At 56.6% G+C, this 18,348-nt stretch carries 19 protein-coding genes and 1 other RNA gene; 12 read left to right on the top strand and 8 right to left on the bottom strand.

Translation table 11 applies throughout. The features are described from left to right. Positions 1-19: 19 nt before the first annotated feature. From IM294_RS17275 to pdxK, 8 genes are all read left to right on the top strand, one after another. Complete coding sequence (locus IM294_RS17275; protein ID WP_048957147.1) at positions 20-595, top strand: RpoE-regulated lipoprotein; 576 nt, start codon at positions 20-22, stop codon at positions 593-595. 92 nt (positions 596-687) lie between these two features. Beyond that, positions 688-1,587, top strand: a complete 900-nt coding sequence (locus tag IM294_RS17270; RefSeq protein ID WP_126818722.1) for a Dyp-type peroxidase — start codon at positions 688-690, stop codon at positions 1,585-1,587. Between the two features lie 175 nt (positions 1,588-1,762). Next, positions 1,763-2,776 carry a sulfate ABC transporter substrate-binding protein gene (locus tag IM294_RS17265; protein WP_047368059.1) on the top strand — a complete coding sequence of 338 codons (1,014 nt, stop codon included), beginning with the start codon at positions 1,763-1,765 and terminating at the stop codon, positions 2,774-2,776. Beyond that, positions 2,776-3,609, top strand: a complete 834-nt coding sequence (gene cysT / locus IM294_RS17260; protein WP_028014001.1) for a sulfate/thiosulfate ABC transporter permease CysT — start codon at positions 2,776-2,778, stop codon at positions 3,607-3,609. Before IM294_RS17265 ends, cysT begins: the two co-directional genes overlap by 1 nt. Further along, complete coding sequence (cysW, locus tag IM294_RS17255; RefSeq protein WP_063155457.1) at positions 3,609-4,484, top strand: sulfate/thiosulfate ABC transporter permease CysW; 876 nt, start codon at positions 3,609-3,611, stop codon at positions 4,482-4,484. Before cysT ends, cysW begins: the two co-directional genes overlap by 1 nt. Further along, on the top strand, positions 4,474-5,568 hold the full coding sequence (cysA, locus tag IM294_RS17250; protein ID WP_008501607.1) for a sulfate/thiosulfate ABC transporter ATP-binding protein CysA: 1,095 nt from the start codon (positions 4,474-4,476) through the stop codon (positions 5,566-5,568). The genes cysW and cysA overlap by 11 nt, the downstream gene beginning before the upstream one ends. A gap of 67 nt (positions 5,569-5,635) precedes the next feature. After that, a complete protein-coding gene (gene cysM / locus IM294_RS17245) occupies positions 5,636-6,547 on the top strand; it encodes a cysteine synthase CysM (protein WP_028013998.1) in 912 nt (303 codons plus the stop codon). Positions 6,548-6,552: 5 nt separating this feature from the next. Next, positions 6,553-7,389 (top strand): pyridoxine/pyridoxal/pyridoxamine kinase, encoded by an 837-nt coding sequence (pdxK, locus tag IM294_RS17240; RefSeq protein WP_028013997.1) that lies wholly within the window; start codon positions 6,553-6,555, stop codon positions 7,387-7,389. A 44-nt stretch (positions 7,390-7,433) separates the two neighbouring features. Here the strand turns inward: pdxK and crr are convergent, their stop codons facing one another. From crr to cysZ, 5 genes are all read right to left on the bottom strand, one after another. Continuing rightward, on the bottom strand, positions 7,434-7,943 hold the full coding sequence (crr, locus tag IM294_RS17235; RefSeq protein WP_003861316.1) for a PTS glucose transporter subunit IIA: 510 nt from the start codon (positions 7,941-7,943) through the stop codon (positions 7,434-7,436). A gap of 40 nt (positions 7,944-7,983) precedes the next feature. Beyond that, complete coding sequence (ptsI, locus tag IM294_RS17230) at positions 7,984-9,711, bottom strand: phosphoenolpyruvate-protein phosphotransferase PtsI (RefSeq protein ID WP_008501604.1); 1,728 nt, start codon at positions 9,709-9,711, stop codon at positions 7,984-7,986. A 44-nt stretch (positions 9,712-9,755) separates the two neighbouring features. Further along, the gene (ptsH, locus tag IM294_RS17225) at positions 9,756-10,013 is read right to left on the bottom strand and encodes a phosphocarrier protein Hpr (RefSeq protein WP_000487600.1); all 258 of its coding nucleotides are present in this window, start codon (positions 10,011-10,013) and stop codon (positions 9,756-9,758) included. Between the two features lie 317 nt (positions 10,014-10,330). Then, entirely contained in the window at positions 10,331-11,302 is a 972-nt protein-coding gene (gene cysK, locus IM294_RS17220; protein ID WP_028013996.1) for a cysteine synthase A, read from the bottom strand. A 163-nt stretch (positions 11,303-11,465) separates the two neighbouring features. Further along, positions 11,466-12,227: a sulfate transporter CysZ gene (gene cysZ, locus IM294_RS17215; protein WP_028013995.1), complete on the bottom strand. Its 762-nt coding sequence runs from the start codon at positions 12,225-12,227 to the stop codon at positions 11,466-11,468. A 230-nt stretch (positions 12,228-12,457) separates the two neighbouring features. Between cysZ and zipA the strand changes: the two genes are divergently transcribed. The 3 genes from zipA to IM294_RS17200 all read left to right on the top strand — a co-directional run bounded on the left by zipA (position 12,458) and on the right by IM294_RS17200 (position 15,722). Beyond that, positions 12,458-13,420, top strand: coding sequence for a cell division protein ZipA (zipA, locus tag IM294_RS17210; RefSeq protein ID WP_126818723.1), 963 nt, complete (start codon positions 12,458-12,460; stop codon positions 13,418-13,420). Between the two features lie 69 nt (positions 13,421-13,489). Then, complete coding sequence (ligA, locus tag IM294_RS17205) at positions 13,490-15,505, top strand: NAD-dependent DNA ligase LigA (protein WP_193360369.1); 2,016 nt, start codon at positions 13,490-13,492, stop codon at positions 15,503-15,505. Between the two features lies 1 nt (position 15,506). Further along, positions 15,507-15,722 (top strand): DUF3820 family protein, encoded by a 216-nt coding sequence (locus IM294_RS17200; RefSeq protein ID WP_048959525.1) that lies wholly within the window; start codon positions 15,507-15,509, stop codon positions 15,720-15,722. On the opposite strand, the gene IM294_RS17195 is transcribed toward IM294_RS17200, so the two are convergent. Beyond that, positions 15,719-16,714: a bile acid:sodium symporter family protein gene (locus tag IM294_RS17195; protein WP_041908807.1), complete on the bottom strand. Its 996-nt coding sequence runs from the start codon at positions 16,712-16,714 to the stop codon at positions 15,719-15,721. The two genes, IM294_RS17200 and IM294_RS17195, sit on opposite strands and share 4 nt — an antisense overlap. An 89-nt stretch (positions 16,715-16,803) precedes the next feature. Between IM294_RS17195 and IM294_RS17190 the strand changes: the two genes are divergently transcribed. Then, on the top strand, positions 16,804-17,739 hold the full coding sequence (locus IM294_RS17190; protein ID WP_126818725.1) for a LysR family transcriptional regulator: 936 nt from the start codon (positions 16,804-16,806) through the stop codon (positions 17,737-17,739). Here the strand turns inward: IM294_RS17190 and IM294_RS17185 are convergent. Further along, positions 17,736-18,074 carry a FlxA-like family protein gene (locus tag IM294_RS17185; protein ID WP_041908812.1) on the bottom strand — a complete coding sequence of 113 codons (339 nt, stop codon included), beginning with the start codon at positions 18,072-18,074 and terminating at the stop codon, positions 17,736-17,738. The two genes, IM294_RS17190 and IM294_RS17185, sit on opposite strands and share 4 nt — an antisense overlap. 125 nt (positions 18,075-18,199) lie before the next feature. Then, a non-coding RNA gene (locus tag IM294_RS17180) (RtT sRNA) lies at positions 18,200-18,328 on the bottom strand. Positions 18,329-18,348: the final 20 nt, after the last annotated feature.

The raw sequence follows: 18,348 nt of genomic DNA, 5'->3' as shown, positions 1-18,348 counted from the left end.
AATTAGAAAGGACGTTTCAATGAAATCGCTGCGTTTACTTTTATGCGCTCTCCCGCTGGCGTTAACCGGCTGTTCGACGCTCTCCTCCATTAACTGGTCCGCCGCGTATCCGTGGAACTGGTTTGGCTCTTCCACCGAAGTGACCGAGCAGGGCGTAGGAAAAATTACCGCGTCAACGGCGCTCGATCAGGACGCCATTCAGGATGCCCTGAGCAGTGACTATCGCCTGCGTAGCGGGATGAAAACCGAGAATGGCAACATTGTACGTTACTTTGAAGCGTTGAAGGGCGACAAGCTGGCGCTGGTGATTAACGGTGATAAAGGGACGGTGAACCGCATTGCCGTGCTGGACGAAGATATTCCGACCGCCAGCGGCGTAAAGGTGGGCACTCCGTTTAGCGATCTTTATAAACAGGCCTTTGGCAACTGCAGCAGCGCCCCTTCAGACGATGGCGTGGCGGTGGAATGTAAGGCAGAAGGCAGCCAGCACATCAGCTATGTCTTCACCGGAACCTGGAGCGGTCCGGAAGGATTGATGCCCTCTGACGACACGCTGAAGAGCTGGAAAGTGAGCAAAATACTCTGGAAGCAGTAATTTGCGCCTGAACAAACCGCCTCGCTGAAATCCGGGTATAATAGCCGCCATCAATGCCACGCTGACGTGGCATCTTTATTTCAGGAGGAGCGATGTCTCAGGTTCAGAGTGGCATTTTGCCAGAACATTGCCGCGCGGCGATTTGGATTGAAGCCAATGTTAAAGGGGACGTGGATGCCCTGCGCGCGGCCAGCAAAGTTTTCGTTGATAAACTGGCCACCTTCCAGGCCAAATTCCCGGACGCCCATCTGGGTGCCGTTGTCGCTTTCGGCAATAACGTCTGGCGTCAGCTGAGCGGCGGCGAAGGCGCGGAAGAGCTGAAGGACTTTATCCCTTACGGCAAAGGCCTGGCGCCAGCCACCCAATACGACGTGCTGATCCACATCCTCTCTCTGCGCCACGACGTGAACTTCTCCGTTGCTCAGGCGGCGGTTGAAGCGTTTGGCGACAGCATCGACGTGCAGGAAGAGGTTCACGGCTTCCGCTGGGTGGAAGAGCGCGATCTGAGCGGCTTCGTTGACGGCACCGAAAACCCGGCGGGTGAAGAGGTTCGTCGCGATGTGGCGGTCATCAAAGACGGCGTGGACGCGGGCGGCAGCTACGTGTTCGTCCAGCGCTGGGAGCACAACCTCAAGCAGCTTAACCGCATGAGCGTGCACGACCAGGAGATGATGATTGGCCGCACCAAAGAAGCCAACGAAGAGATCGACGGCGATGCGCGCCCAGTGACCTCGCACCTGTCCCGCGTTGACCTTAAGGAAGACGGCAAGGGGCTCAAAATTGTTCGTCAGAGCCTGCCGTACGGCACGGCAAGCGGCACGCACGGCCTCTACTTCTGCGCCTACTGCGCGCGGCTGCACAATATTGAGCAACAGCTGCTGAGCATGTTCGGTGACACTGACGGCAAGCGCGACGCCATGCTGCGCTTCACCCGCCCGGTCACCGGCGGCTACTATTTTGCGCCGTCCGTTGACCGCCTGCTGGCGCTGTAAAACGCTCCCCATACGTAGGCCGGGTAAGCGTTAGCGCCACCCGGCAATTTTCCCCGCACCCTTATTCCCTTTTCTGCTTGTAAATCACCAAACGGTATATAAAACCGTTACTCCTTTCATCCCCGTTATAAATATTATGACTATAAGATAGTCATCACATTTATAAGGGTGCGCAATGGCCGTTACTGTACTGAAAAAAGGAACTCTGGCGCTGGCAGGTTTACTGCTGGTGGCCCAGGCGCAGGCGACCGAGCTGCTGAACAGCTCGTATGATGTCTCCCGCGAGCTGTTTGCCGCCCTTAACCCACCGTTCGAGCAGCAGTGGGCGAAAGAAAACAATGGCGATAAGCTGACCATCAAGCAGTCCCACGCCGGTTCATCCAAGCAGGCGCTGGCGATTTTGCAGGGGCTGAAAGCAGATGTCGTGACCTACAACCAGGTGACTGACGTGCAGATCCTGCACGACAAGGGCAAACTGCTCCCGGCTGACTGGCAGAGCCGCTTGCCAAACAATAGCTCGCCGTTCTACTCCACCATGGGCTTCCTGGTGCGTAAGGGCAACCCGAAGAACATCCACGACTGGAGCGACCTGGTGCGTTCCGACGTGAAGCTGATTTTCCCGAACCCAAAAACTTCAGGTAACGCGCGCTACACCTATTTAGCCGCGTGGGGCGCGGCAGACAAGGCTGACGGTAAGGATAAAGCGAAGACCGAGCAGTTCATGACCCAGTTCCTGAAAAACGTCGAAGTGTTTGATACCGGCGGCCGCGGCGCGACCACGACCTTCGCCGAGCGTGGTCTGGGCGACGTGCTGATCAGCTTTGAATCCGAAGTGAACAACATTCGCAAGCAGTACGAAGCGCAGGGCTTCGAGGTGGTTATTCCGAAAACCAACATCCTGGCCGAGTTCCCGGTGGCGTGGGTGGATAAAAACGTGCAGGCGAACGGTACCGAGAAAGCGGCAAAAGCCTATCTCAACTACCTGTACAGCCCGCAGGCGCAGGCCATCATCACCGATTACTACTACCGCGTGAACAACCCCGACGTAATGAACAAACTGAAGGACAAATTCCCGCAGACCGCACTGTTCCGCGTGGAAGATCATTTCGGCTCCTGGCCTGAGGTGATGAAAACGCACTTTGCCAGCGGCGGTGAGTTAGACAAACTGCTGGCGGCGGGGCGTAAGTAATGTTTGCAGTCTCGACTAAACGCGTGCTGCCGGGCTTTACCTTAAGCCTCGGGACCAGCCTGCTGTTCGTCTGCCTGATCCTGCTGTTGCCGCTCAGCGCGCTGGTGATGCAGCTCTCTGAGATGAGCTGGGCGCAGTACTGGGACGTGGTCACCAACCCGCAGGTGGTGGCGGCCTATAAGGTGACGCTGCTGTCGGCGTTTGTTGCCTCCATTTTTAACGGCGTGTTTGGCCTGCTGATGGCGTGGATCTTAACCCGCTATCGTTTCCCGGGCCGCACGCTGCTTGATGCCCTGATGGATCTGCCGTTTGCGCTGCCGACGGCGGTTGCGGGCTTAACCCTCGCGTCGCTCTTCTCCGTGAACGGGCTGTACGGCGAGTGGCTGGCGAAATTTGACATCAAGGTGACCTATACCTGGCTCGGGATCGCGGTGGCGATGGCCTTTACCAGCATCCCGTTTGTGGTGCGTACCGTGCAGCCGGTACTGGAAGAGCTGGGTCCGGAATACGAAGAAGCGGCGGAAACGCTGGGCGCCACGCGCTGGCAGAGCTTCCGTAAAGTGGTTCTGCCGGAGCTCTCTCCGGCGCTGATGGCGGGCGTCGCGCTGTCGTTTACCCGCAGCCTGGGTGAGTTCGGCGCGGTGATATTTATCGCCGGGAACATCGCCTGGAAAACGGAAGTCACCTCGCTGATGATTTTCATCCGCCTGCAGGAGTTTGATTATCCGGCGGCAAGCGCGATTGCTTCGGTGATCCTCGCGGCCTCGCTGCTGCTGTTGTACTCGATTAACACTCTGCAAAGTCGCTTTGGTCGACGTGTGGTAGGTCACTGATGGCGGAAGTTACGCAATTGAAGCGATACGATGCGCCCCGCATCAACTGGGGTAAATGGTTTCTGATTGGCGTGGGCGTGCTGGTGTCCGCCCTCATTCTCGTCGTGCCGACGATTTATATCTTCGTCCAGGCGTTCAGCAAGGGGCTGATGCCCGCGCTGGAGAACCTGGCGAACCCGGACATGCTGCACGCCATCTGGCTGACGGTGCTGATTGCGCTGATCACCGTGCCGGTGAACCTGGTCTTCGGTACGCTGCTGGCCTGGCTGGTGACGCGCTTTAACTTCCCGGGACGTCAGCTGCTGCTGACTCTGCTGGATATTCCGTTTGCCGTGTCGCCTGTTGTTGCCGGTCTGGTTTACCTGCTCTTTTACGGCTCCAACGGCCCGCTGGGCGGCTGGCTGGATGAACATAACCTGCAGATCATGTTCGCCTGGCCGGGCATGGTGCTGGTGACGATCTTCGTGACCTGTCCGTTCGTGGTGCGTGAGCTGGTGCCGGTGATGTTAAGCCAGGGCAGCAACGAAGACGAAGCGGCGGTGCTGCTTGGCGCATCCGGCTGGCAGATGTTCCGCCGCGTGACGTTGCCGAACATTCGCTGGGCGCTGCTTTACGGCGTGGTGCTGACCAACGCCCGCGCCATCGGTGAGTTTGGTGCGGTGTCGGTGGTTTCCGGCTCGATTCGCGGTGAAACGCTGTCGCTGCCGCTGCAGATTGAACTCCTGCAGCAGGACTACAACACCATCGGCTCGTTTACTGCCGCAGCGTTGCTGACGCTGATGGCGATTTTGACCCTGTTTTTGAAGAGTGTGGTGCAGTGGCGTTTAGAGAATCAGGAAAAACGTCAGCATCAGGAGGGAAATCATGAGCATTGAGATTGCCAATATTAAGAAGTCTTTTGGTCGCACCCAGGTGCTGAATGATATCTCACTGGATATCCCTTCCGGGCAAATGGTGGCGCTGCTGGGGCCGTCTGGCTCGGGTAAAACGACGCTGCTGCGGATCATCGCCGGGCTTGAGCATCAGACCAGCGGGCACATCCGCTTCCACGGCACCGACGTGAGCCGCCTGCACGCCCGCGATCGTAAAGTGGGTTTTGTCTTCCAGCATTATGCGCTGTTCCGCCACATGACCGTCTTCGACAATATCGCCTTTGGCCTGACGGTGCTGCCGCGTCGTGAACGCCCGGATGCAGCAACTATTAAGGCGAAAGTAACCAAACTGCTGGAGATGGTGCAGCTGGCGCATCTGGCGGACCGTTTCCCGGCGCAGCTTTCCGGCGGGCAGAAGCAGCGCGTAGCGCTGGCGCGCGCGCTGGCCGTTGAGCCGCAAATACTGCTGCTGGATGAACCCTTCGGCGCGCTGGATGCGCAGGTGCGCAAAGAGCTGCGTCGCTGGCTGCGCCAGCTGCATGAAGAGCTGAAATTCACCAGCGTCTTCGTGACCCACGATCAGGAAGAGGCGATGGAAGTCGCGGACCGCGTGGTGGTCATGAGCCAGGGCAACATCGAGCAGGTTGACGAGCCGGAACAGCTCTGGCGCGAACCGGCGACCCGCTTCGTGCTGGAGTTTATGGGCGAGGTGAACCGACTGCAGGGCACCATTCGCGGCGGTCAGTTCCACGTCGGCGCGCACCGCTGGCCGCTGGGCTACACCTCCGCGCATCAGGGGCCGGTCGATCTGTTCCTGCGCCCGTGGGAAGTGGACGTTAGCCGCCGCACCAGCCTGGATTCCCCGCTGCCGGTGCAGGTGCTGGAAGCTAGCCCTAAAGGACACTACACCCAATTGGTGGTACAGCCGCTGGGCTGGTATACCGAGCCGCTGACCGTGGTCATGCGCGACGACGTCCCGCCGCACCGGGGTGAGCGCCTGTTTGTCGGGCTGCAGCATGCGCGCATCTATCACGGTAAGGAGCGGATTGAGACGCGCGAGGATATTGCTCTGGCGGAGTCAGCCTGATAGGTTATTGAGTATGTTTTTCGCCCGGTGGCGTGATGCTTACCGGGCTTTTTATTGAGTAAAAATCGTGAATACACTCGAACACACCATCGGCAACACCCCTCTGGTCAAGCTTCAGCGCATGGGATGTGCCAACGGCAGCGAAATCTGGGTCAAACTCGAAGGCAATAACCCGGCAGGGTCGGTGAAAGACCGCGCGGCGCTGTCGATGATTGTCCAGGCCGAGAAACGCGGTGAAATTAAGCCAGGCGATGTGCTGATTGAAGCCACCAGCGGCAACACCGGTATCGCGCTGGCAATGATTGCGGCGCTGAAAGGCTACCGCATGAAGCTGCTGATGCCGGACAACATGAGCCAGGAGCGCCGCGCCGCGATGCGTGCCTACGGGGCCGAGCTGATTCTGGTAACCAAAGAGCAGGGGATGGAAGGGGCGCGAGACTTAGCGTTAGCGATGGCCGAGCGCGGCGAAGGTAAACTGCTCGATCAGTTCAATAACCCGGACAACCCGTACGCGCACTACACCACCACCGGGCCGGAAATCTGGCAGCAAACCGGCGGGCGCATCACCCATTTTGTCTCCAGCATGGGCACCACCGGCACCATTACCGGCGTGTCGCGTTTTTTGCGCGAGCAGGAGAAACCGGTCACCATTGTTGGTCTGCAGCCGGAAGAGGGGAGCAGTATTCCGGGCATTCGCCGCTGGCCTGCGGAGTATATGCCAGGCATCTTTAATGCACAGCTGGTGGATCGGGTGCTGGATATTCATCAGCGCGAGGCGGAGAATACCATGCGTGAACTGGCCGTGCGTGAAGGCATCTTCTGCGGGGTCAGCTCGGGGGGCGCGGTAGCGGGGGCGTTGCGCGTGGCGCAGGCAAATCCCGGTGCGGTCGTGGTGGCGATAATTTGCGACCGCGGCGATCGCTATTTGTCTACCGGCGTCTTTGGTGAAGAGAGTTATTCGCAGGGGGCGGGGATTTAAGCGTCATGGAGATGATTCTATTCCGGGATAACACCCGGGCGCAGCAAACCGACATTGTCGCGGTGCAGTCGCAGGTGGTTTACGGCAGCGTGGGGAACAGCATTGCTGTGCCGAACATTCGTACCCACAGGCTGAACGTTACCGCCGTGCCGACGGTGCTGTTTAGCAACACGCCGCACTACGACACCTTCTACGGCGGGGTGATCCCCGACGAGTGGTTCAGCGGCTACCTGAAGGCGCTGGAAGAGCGCGAGATCCTGCGCGAGCTTAAAGCGGTCACTACCGGCTATATGGGCAGCGCCAGCCAGATCGCACTGCTGGCGCAGTGGCTGAGGGCGGTCAAAGCGCAGCATCCTGACCTGCTGGTGCTGGTCGACCCGGTTATCGGCGATATCGACAGCGGAATGTACGTGAAGCCGGATATCCCGGAAGCCTACCGGGAACACCTGCTGCCGCTGGCGCAGGGGATTACGCCAAACGTCTATGAGCTGGAAGTGTTAAGCGGTAAGCCGTGCCGGACGCCGGAAAGCGCTATTGCCGCCGCGCAGGGGTTGCTTTCTGACACTCTGAAATGGGTGGCGATCACCAGCGCGCCGGTGGCCGACGACCCGCAAAACATCCACGTGGTGCTGGTGACGCGTGAGGGCGTGACCGTCAGCGCTCATCCCCGCGTAGAAACCGATCTGAAAGGGACGGGGGATCTGTTCTGTTCAGAACTGGTGAGCGGAATTGTTGAGGGGAAAACCGTTGCTGATGCCATTCGCATGGCCGGGGATCGGGTGACTGATGTGATGCTTTATACCCAGTCGAAAGGCTACGACGAGCTTATCCTCCCTGCATAAACAAAAATGGCGCCCGAAGGCGCCATTTTTCTGTGCGGCAAGAATTACTTCTTGATGCGGATAACCGGGGTTTCGCCCACGGTGACGCTGCCAGACAGTTTGATCAGTTCTTTGATTTCGTCCATGTTGGAGATAACAACCGGCGTCAGGGTAGACTTGGCTTTTTCTTCCAGCAGTGGCAGATCGAATTCAATCACCGGGTCGCCAACTTTAACACGCTGGCCTTCTTCCGCGATACGCTTGAAGCCTTCGCCTTTCAGTTCAACGGTGTCGATACCGAAGTGAACGAACAGTTCGATACCGCTATCAGATTCGATAGAGAACGCATGGTTGGTTTCAAAAATTTTACCGATGGTGCCGTCAACTGGAGCAACCATTTTGTTGCCAGTTGGTTTGATAGCAATGCCATCACCAACGATTTTCTCAGCAAACACTACATCCGGCACGTCTTCGATGTTGACGATCTCGCCGGAGAGCGGAGCAACAATCTCAATAGTTCCGGAGTCTTTCTTATCATCAGAAACCAGAGATTTCAGTTTATCGAACAAACCCATGATCTTCTCCTAAGCAGTAATTTGGGCCGCATCTCGTGGATTAGCAGATTGTTTTTTCTTCAATGAACTTGTTAACCAGCGTCATTAACTCGTCCGTTGTCGGTTGAGCAAGAGCCTGCTCTGCTAACACCTTCGCATCTTCGAAGTTCGTGTTACGGATAATCTTCTTAATGCGCGGGATGGAAATGGCGCTCATAGAGAATTCGTCCAGACCCATACCCAGCAACAGAAGTGTAGCACGTTCGTCGCCTGCAAGCTCACCACACATGCCAGTCCATTTACCTTCTGCATGAGAAGCATCAATAACTTGCTTGATCAAGTTCAGTACGGACGGTGACATTGGCTGGTAGAGATGTGAAATCATATCATTACCACGGTCAACTGCCAGGGTGTACTGCGTTAAATCATTGGTACCGATACTAAAGAAATCAACTTCTTTGGCTAAATGACGCGCAATGGTCGCCGCTGCTGGTGTTTCCACCATCACGCCGATCTCAATTGACTCGTCAAATGCTTTACCTTCGTCGCGCAGTTCCTGTTTGTAGATTTCGATCTCTTTCTTCAGTGCACGCACTTCTTCAACAGAGATGATCATCGGGAACATGATGCGCAGCTTACCGAAAGCGGAGGCACGCAGGATAGCGCGAACCTGGTCACGCAGGATCTCTTTACGATCCATCGCGATACGCACGGCACGCCAGCCCAGGAACGGGTTCTCTTCTTTCGGGAAGTTCATGTACGGCAGCTCTTTGTCGCCACCGATGTCCATGGTACGGACGATAACCGCCTGTGAGCCACACGCTTCTGCGACGGCTTTATACGCAGCAAACTGCTCTTCTTCCGTAGGCAGCGCGTCGCGGTCCATGAACAGGAATTCTGTACGATAGAGACCAACACCTTCCGCACCGTTGCGCTCAGCGCCATCAACGTCGCGTACGGTACCGATGTTTGCGCACACTTCTACCTGATGGCCGTCCAGGGTGATGGCTGGCAGGTCTTTCAGCTTAGCGAGTTCCGCTTTTTCAGTCGCAACCTGCTCCTGAACCGCGCGCAGTTTTTCGATCTCTTCGTTAGTTGGGTTGACGTAAACCAGATTGTTTACGGCATCCAGAATCAGATAGTCACCGTTTTTCACCTGAGAGGTAACGCTACCGGTGCCCACGATCGCAGGCAGTTCCAGAGAACGCGCCATGATTGAGGTGTGGGAGGTACGGCCACCCGCGTCGGTGATGAAACCAAGGACCTTTTTCAGGTTCAGCTGTGCGGTTTCAGACGGGGTGAGGTCAGCGGCAACCAGGATCACTTCATCCTGAATCGCGCTCAGGTCGATAATGGCCAGGCCCAGGATGTTGCGCAGCAGGCGCTTACCGATGTCACGTACGTCAGCCGCACGCTCTTTCAGGTATTCATCATCCAGCTCTTCCAGGGCAGTTGCCTGACCTTCGATAACTTCATGCGCAGCCGCGTCGGCCGTCATGCCTTTATCTTTAATCAGGGCTATGATTTCCTGCTCCAGCTCCTCATCTTCGAGCAGCATGATATGCCCTTCGAAGATGGCTTCTTTTTCTTCACCGAAAGTTTCGCCAGCTTTAGTTTTGATCGCTTCCAGTTGCGCAGATGCCTTGGCACGACCGCTCAGAAAACGTTCAACTTCCTGATCAACCTTGTCGGCAGAAATTTTTTTCCGGTCGATGACGATCTCGTCTTCTTTCAGCAGCAGTGCTTTGCCGAAAGCGATACCCGGGGATGCTAAAATGCCTGAAATCATAACCCTACCTTACTTGTGACTGATATTTAAAAGAACCCGGAAACTTACTCGAGCTCAGCCATCAGTTTAACCAGATGCTCAACTGCTTTCTGCTCGTCTTCACCTTCAGCAGAGATGGTAACAACGGTGCCCTGAGTCAGGCCCAGAGTCTGCAGTTTGAACAGGCTTTTTGCGCTAGCGCTTTTGCCGTTGGAAGTTACAGTGATTTCAGAAGTGAAGCCTTTCGCTTCTTTAACAAACTGAGCAGCAGGGCGGGTGTGCAGACCGTTCGGAGCGGTAATGGTAACTTCTTGCTGGAACATTGTATTTCCCCAACTTATAGGTTTAGTGTTGTGGAACTAAAGTCTAGCCTGGCGGCTTAACTTTAGCCTGTATTGTTAGCGCTGACGTTTCAATCGTCATTAAACATTATGCAGCGAAAGGAAGACTTGAACCAAATCATAAAATCGATTCAGCAAGGGTATTTCGTTCACTGATTAATTTCACGCTTCAAAATAATTGCTGGTTTAAATACCAGACACATCGGGGTGAAGCAATGCCAGGAGGGTCAAAAGTTTGAAGCAGGCCACAAAAAAGCACCCGAAAAGGTGCTTTTTTACGCGTTATTAACATACTGGCACTACTGTTGCAGCTCTTTTTCCGTGAACAGATCGGCAAACAGTGCGGTGCTCAGGTAACGCTCACCCGAAGAAGGAAGGATAACCACAATATTCTTATTGGTAAAGGCTTCATCTTCCTGAAGTTTGAGCGCTGCCGCAACGGCCGCACCGGAAGAGATACCCGCCAGAATGCCTTCTTCATCCATCAGACGACGCGCGGTAGAGATGGCTTCTTCGTTCGTGATGGCAACGACTTTATCGATCAGCTTCAGATCCAGGTTACCCGGAATGAAGCCCGCGCCGATGCCCTGAATTTTATGCGGGCCAGGCTTAAGCTCTTCACCCGCCAGCGCCTGAGCGATAACCGGGGAGTCGGTCGGTTCAACGGCAACGGTAATCAGCTCTTTTTTACCTTTTGTGCCTTTAATATAGCGAGACACGCCGGTCAGCGTGCCGCCGGTGCCGACGCCGGAGATAAATACGTCAACCTGGCCGTCAGTATCTTCCCAGATTTCCGGGCCGGTGGTCTTCTCGTGAATTTCAGGGTTAGCCGGGTTGCTGAACTGCTGCAGCAGAAGATATTTCGCCGGATCGCTGGCCACGATCTCTTCCGCTTTCTGAATGGCACCTTTCATGCCCTTCGCGCCTTCGGTCAGGACCAGGTTCGCCCCCAGCGCTTTGAGCAGTTTGCGACGTTCGATGCTCATGGTTTCCGGCATGGTCAGGGTCAGCTTGTAGCCGCGTGCGGCAGCAACATAGGCCAGAGCGATACCGGTGTTACCGCTGGTCGGTTCCACCAGTTCAACGCCTGGCTTCAGCACGCCGCGTTTTTCAGCATCCCAAATCATGTTTGCACCGATGCGGCATTTTACGCTGAAGCTCGGGTTGCGTGATTCGACCTTCGCCAGAATGCGTCCATTACCGATACGGTTCAGTCGAACCAGGGGCGTATGACCGATAGTCAGCGAGTTGTCTTCATAAATCTTACTCATGGCCTGTCCTTAACTGTATGAAATTGGGATACCGACCCAGCATACCTGCTAAGCAGGTAGGGGGAAGTAAGGAATTCGCATATCTATATACTGCAAGGAAATAATGGGGATCAGTATGGAATAAGGGGCGGCATAAGCCACCCCTGCTTTACACATTTTTGCATTATTTCCATAACGCGTGCTTAGCACGATAACAGTCCACCCACATCGCCGTCGCGCCGCAAACCGCAACCGGCATGATGAACAAATTAAGGAAGGGAATCATGGTGAACAGGCTGGTCAGCGCGCCGAACTGCATATTGGCGACCTTCCGGGTGCGCAGGGCGGTGCGCATCGCTTTAAACGGCACCTTGTGGTTATCGAACGGATAGTCGCAGTACTGGATGGCCAGCATCCAGGCGCTGAACAGAAACCACAGCACCGGCGCAACCGTCTGGCCAATGCCGGGGACAAAGTAGAGGGCAAGGAGTACAACCGCGCGGGGGAGGTACCAGGCAAACTTCTGCCACTCGCGCTTCATAATGCGCGGGATATCTTTCACGATCCCCAGCACGCCCGTGTCCGGTGGCGTCGCGCCGGTAAGCCGCGCCTCCAGCTGTTCCGCCAGCAGGCCGTTAAACGGCGCGGCTATCCAGTTCGCAATCGTTGAGAATAAATAGCCGAATACCAGCAGCACGGAGATGACCGCCACCGGCCAGAGCAGGTAGTTAAGCCACTGCAGCCAGTCCGGCACGTAGCTCATCAGCGACGGGATCCAGCTTTCGAGCTTTGTGAACAGCCACCAGAACGCGCCGCCCATCAGAATAATGTTGATCAGCAGCGGCAGAATGACGAAGCGACGGATACCTGGCAGTGAGACCAGCTTCCAGCCCTGAGAAAAATACCAGACGCCGCTGCGCGGGGGAGAAGACGATGTTGAAACCATAACCAGGCTGTACTCCTTTTTTCACAACCAGTGGAATTGCCCGCCTATATTATCCACTTGCGGACCAATGACCAGTTCGGAAATGTTCGAAAAACCAGCAAAAAGCACGATTTACTTCATCTTTATGCTGCGAATGCTCTGCACACACTTGCACTTGACGTAAACGGCAAATACTCTTAGTGAGTAAATGTTTGCCGTGGTGGCAAGGTGTTAGAACAACAGAGAATATAATGATGCAGGATTTGCGTCTGATATTAATCATTGTTGGCGCGATCGCCATAATCGCTTTACTGGTACATGGTTTCTGGACCAGCCGTAAAGAGCGTTCTTCGATGTTTCGCGATCGCCCACTGAAGCGCATGAAGTCCAGTCGTGATGATGATGACACTGAAGATGACATCACCGGTAGCGACGACGACGGCGTGGGTGAAGTTCGTGTTCATCGGGTCAATACTGCGCCCGGCGCGGCTCATGGGGAGCATGAAGCCCCCCGCGCTCCGCAGCACCAGTATCAACCGCCGTATGCCTCTGCCCAGCCGCGCCAGCCAGCGCCGCAGCCAGTGGAAGAACCTGTACGTCAGCCGCCGCAACCGCCTGTACAACAGCAGCAGCCCGCTGCGCCACAGCCGGTTCAACAGCAACCTGTGCAGCAGCCCGTGCAACAGCCGCAGCAGCCTGTTCATGTACAGCCTGCGCCGCAGCCCGCTCCGGCTCCACACGTTGAGCCAGAGCCGGTCGCCGAGCCTGAACCGGTTGTTGAAAAGCCGCAGCGTAAAGAAGCGGTGATCATCATGAACGTGGCCGCGCATCACGGCAGCCATCTCAACGGTGACGTGTTGCTCAACAGTATTCAACAGGCAGGCTTCAAGTTTGGCGATATGAATATTTTCCATCGCCACCTGAGCCCTGACGGTAGTGGTCCGGCGCTGTTTAGCCTGGCCAATATGGTCAACCCAGGCACCTTTGACCCGGAAATGACCGGTGATTTCGTGACGCCGGGTGTCACTATCTTTATGCAGGTGCCGTCCTACGGCGACGAGCTGCAAAACTTCAAGCTGATGCTGCAGTCCGCTCAGCACATCGCTGATGAAGTGGGTGGTGTGGTGCTCGACGATCAGCGTCGAATGATGACCCCGCAGAAGCTGCGCGAGTATCAGGACCGCATCCGCGAAGTGAAGGAAGCCAACGCGTAATTGTCGCGTTTACTTCAACTCCTCCTCAACCCCCGCCTGTCGGGGGTTTTTTCTCATTGATGGTGCGATATGGACTCAATCGAACAACAACTCACTGAACTGCGAACCACGCTTCGCCATCATGAATATCTCTATCATGTTATGGACGCACCGGAAGTGCCTGATGCGGAGTATGACCGGCTGATGCGCGAGCTGCGCGAGCTGGAGGCGCAGCACCCGGAACTGATTACGCCAGATTCTCCGACCCAGCGCGTCGGCGCCGAGCCGCTGGGGGCTTTCAGCCAGGTGCGTCACGAAGTGCCGATGCTGTCGCTGGACAACGTCTTTGATGAAGAGAGCTTCCTCGCGTTTAACAAGCGCGTGCAGGACCGTCTGAAAAGCAGCGATTCCCTCACCTGGTGCTGCGAGCTGAAGCTCGACGGCCTGGCGGTCAGCCTTCTCTATGAAAACGGCGTGCTGGTGCGCGCCGCCACGCGTGGCGACGGTACGACGGGTGAAGACATCACCACTAACGTGCGAACCATCCGCGCGATCCCGCTGAAGCTGCAGGGAGACAACATTCCCGCGCGTCTGGAAGTGCGCGGCGAGGTGTTCCTGCCGCAGGCGGGATTCGAGAAAATTAACGAAGAGGCGCGTCGCACCGGCGGGAAAGTGTTTGCTAACCCGCGTAACGCGGCGGCAGGCTCTCTGCGCCAGCTTGACCCGCGCATCACCGCGAAGCGACCGCTTACTTTCTTCTGCTACGGCGTCGGTATTCTGGAAGGTGGTGAGTTACCGGACACGCACCTCGGGCGTCTGCTGCAGTTTAAAGCCTGGGGCCTGCCGGTGAGCAACCGCGTTCAGCTCTGCGATTCGCCGGAAGCGGTGCTGGCGTTCTACCACAAAGTGGAAGAGGACCGTCCGACGCTCGGCTTTGATATCGATGGCGTTGTCATCAAGGTCAACTCACTGGCGCTGCAGGAGCAGCTGGGCTTTGTGGCGCGTGCACCGCGCTGGGCGGTGGCGTTTAAATTCCCTGCCCAGGAGCAGATGACCTTCGTTCGCGACGTGGAATTTCAGGTGGGCCGTACGGGCGCTATTACTCCGGTCGCTCGACTGGAGCCGGTGCAGGTCGCAGGCGTGCTGGTGAGTAACGCTACGCTGCACAACGCCGATGAAATCGAACGCCTCGGCCTGCGCATTGGTGACAAAGTGGTGATTCGCCGCGCGGGCGATGTTATCCCGCAGGTGGTGAACGTTGTTGAGTCAGAACGTCCTGATGATACGCGCGAGGTCGTTTTCCCGACCCACTGCCCGGTATGCGGCTCTGACGTAGAGCGTGTGGAAGGCGAAGCGGTGGCCCGCTGTACGGGCGGCCTGATCTGCGGCGCGCAGCGTAAAGAGTCGCTTAAGCACTTTGTTTCCCGTCGCGCAATGGACGTTGACGGCATGGGCGACAAGATTATCGATCAGCTGGTTGAGAAAGAGTATGTCCATACGCCAGCGGATCTGTTCAGGCTCACGGCGGGCAAACTGACCGGTCTGGATCGCATGGGGCCGAAGTCAGCCCAGAACGTGGTTAACGCGCTGGAAGCAGCGAAAGAGACGACCTTCGCCCGCTTCCTGTACGCGCTGGGCATTCGTGAAGTCGGCGAAGCGACGGCGGCAGGTTTAGCCGCGTACTTTGGTACGCTGGAGGCGCTGGAAAAGGCAAGCATCGACGAGCTGCAGAAAGTGCCGGACGTCGGCATCGTCGTCGCCACGCACGTCTTTAACTTCTTTGCCGAAGAGAGCAACCGCGAGGTCATCGGCAAGCTGCTGGAAGAGGGCATTAAATGGCCCGCGCCGGTGGTGGTCAACGCCGAAGAAATTGATAGCCCATTTGCCGGTAAAACCGTGGTGCTAACCGGTAGCCTTAGCCAGCTTTCACGCGACGATGCAAAAGCGCGTCTGGTGGCGCTGGGGGCCAAAGTGGCGGGCAGCGTGTCGAAGAAAACCGACCTGGTGATTGCCGGCGAAGCTGCGGGTTCGAAGCTGGCGAAAGCCCAGGAGCTCGGCATTGAGATTATCGACGAAGCGGAAATGATGCGCCTGTTAGGAGAGTAACGTGGAGAAAGAGCAGCTCGTTGAGATCGCCAATACGGAAATGCCGTTCGGTAAATATAAGGGCCGCAGGCTGATCGATTTGCCGGAGGAGTACCTGCTGTGGTTCGCCCGCAAGGACGAATTCCCCGCCGGGCGCCTGGGCGAGCTGATGGCTGTCACGTTACTGATCAAAACCGAGGGGCTGACCCAGCTGGTGCAGCCCCTGAAGCGTCCTTAAGCCTTCGCGGCGCGGGTCTCTTCCTGCGCCAGCTTTTCCGTCTGGCGCTTGTAGCGACGCGCCAGCACCGCGCAGACCATCAGCTGGATCTGATGGAAAATCATCAGCGGCAGCACCATCATCCCGATCACCGAGGTGGGGAACAGAATGTTCGCCATCGGGATGCCGTTCGCCAGGCTCTTTTTGGAGCCGCAGAAGACGATGGTGATCTCATCGGCTTTGCTGAAGCCGCACTTGCGCGCCACAAAAACGTTCACCGCAATGACAATTGCCAGCAGAACGAGGCTGACCACCACGATAAACAGCAGCGAGCCTGCGCCCACCTTATGCCAGATCCCGTTCACTACCGCTTCGCTGAAGGCGGAATAGACCACCAGCAGAATCGACGACTGGTCGGTTTTGGAGATCCATTTCTTATGCTTCGCCACGAACGCCCCGGTCCACGGACGCGAGAGATGGCCCAGGACAAACGGCAGCAGCAGCTGCAGGCAGATTTTCCCGACCTGCTCAAGGTTACCTTCCGCGCCGTGCATGTTCATCAGCAGGCCCACCAGCAGCGGGGAGACGAATATCCCTAACAGGCTGGATGCCGAAGCGGAGCAGACCGCGGCTGCAACGTTCCCTCCGGCAAGAGAGGTAAAGGCAATGGCAGACTGCACGGTGGCCGGGAGAATACAGAGATACAGGAAACCGGTGTAGAGCGCCGGATCGACGTTAACCGGTGCCCACCAGGCAAACAGCACCCCGAGGATCGGGAACAGAATAAACGTGCTGCACATCACCCATAGGTGCAGTCGCCAGTGGCTACCGCCAGCGATAATCGCTTCGCGGGAGAGCTTTGCGCCGTGCATAAAGAACAGCAGTGCGATAGCGGCCGTCGTCAGTCCCTCAAAAAAAGGGACGAAACCGCCGCGAGCAGGGAAGAACGAGGCCAGTAAAACGGTGGCGACCAGGGTGAGCGTAAACGGATCAAGAATACGAAATAGTTTCATAATGACTCCTGAAAACAGATGTCGCTATTGTGCTTTTTTCCATTTGAGAAATAAAATTGATTTATTGCATCCATTCATGAATTAAACAGATGAATTATTCCCTACGCCAGCTTCGCATTTTCGTCACCGTCGCCCACGCCCGCAGCTTTAGCCGGGCAGGTGAAATGATCGGCCTGAGCCAGTCGGCGGTCAGCCACAGCGTGAAAGAGCTGGAAAACCAGACCGGCGTTAGGTTGCTTGACCGCACCACGCGCGAAGTGGTCCTGACCGAAGCGGGGCAGCAGCTGGCCCTGCGTCTTGAACGGCTGCTTGATGAGCTGAACAGCACGCTCAGAGACGTGGGGAGGCTGGGGCAGCAGCTGTCGGGCACCGTGCGGGTTGCCGCCAGCCAGACGATATCCGCGCACCTTATCCCGCAATGTATTGCCGAGGGAAACCATCGCTATCCTGATATTGATTTTGTCCTGCATGACAGACCGCAGCAGTGGGTGCTGGAGAGCATCCGCCAGGGCGATGTGGATTTTGGTATTGTGATCGATCCTGGCCAGGTGAGCGATCTGGAATGCGAAAGCGTTCTTTCTGAGCCTTTTTTGCTGCTCTGCCGTGACGACGACCCGCTGGCAGCGTTGCACGAGGTCAGCTGGCAGTCCCTGCAGGGGGCGAACCTGGTTTTACAGGATTATGCCTCAGGCAGCCGCCCGCTGATTGATTCCGCGCTGGTGAATCAGGGCGTTAGGGCAACGATCGTGCAGGAGATTGGTCATCCGGCCACGCTGTTTCCGATGGTGGAAGCCGGAATTGGCATCAGCGTGTTGCCCGCTCTGGCGCTTCCCCTGCCGCAGGGAAGCCAACTGGCGGTGAAGCGGCTGACGCCCGTTGTCGAACGAATGCTGATGCTGGTGCGGCGAAAAAATCGTTCGCTCTCGGGTGCGGCGCAGGCCATCTGGGAAGTGGTGCGTATCCAGGCACAACGATTAACCGAGGCCCGCATACGCGATCCACTGTTTAACGCATCAGACGATTAGATGTAGATATCAATCTGATTAGTGTCTGACGGGCTATTCACGCCTTCTACTTTGCCCAGTTTTTGATCCTGCTTCTTCTGAGCTTCTTCGGCCTGCTGGCGCTGCAGCGCAGCGAGCTGCGCCTGCAGCACTTTGATCTGGGTCTGAATCAGTTCCTGCTGCTTCTTCTTCTCATCTGCACTGCCGGGGCTGTTTGCCAGCTCTTTTAACTGCTGGGTCAGCTTTTTGATCTTGTCGAGAATGCGGGTGATTTGCGCAGAGATATCGTTACTGCTCGAAGTGCCACTCGCGCCGCTGGTTTGAATCTGTTGGGTTGAAGCCTGAATGGTCGTCATACTTTTTCCTCGCGTTATAAAACAGAGGTATCGGCACCGACGGGATTAGCTTGAGGAAAATGCGGCAGGTTCACATTTTTATATCGCAGATAGCAAAAAAGCGCCTTTAGGGCGCTTTTTTACATTGGTGGGTCGTGCAGGATGACTCGCTTCGCTCGCCCTTCGGGCCGTCGCCGTAAACGGCTCCGGTGCCTCACTGCGTTCGGCTCGAACCTGCTGCAGGTTCGAATCATCCAGATCGCAGATAGCAAAAAAGCGCCTTTAGGGCGCTTTT

The organism is Enterobacter cloacae complex sp. P43RS (genome assembly GCF_014930585.1).
Classification (GTDB): Bacteria; Pseudomonadota; Gammaproteobacteria; order Enterobacterales; family Enterobacteriaceae; genus Enterobacter; species Enterobacter bugandensis.
Note: the sequence above shows the minus strand (reverse complement) of the source record. Positions and strands in the feature narration are given on the sequence as shown.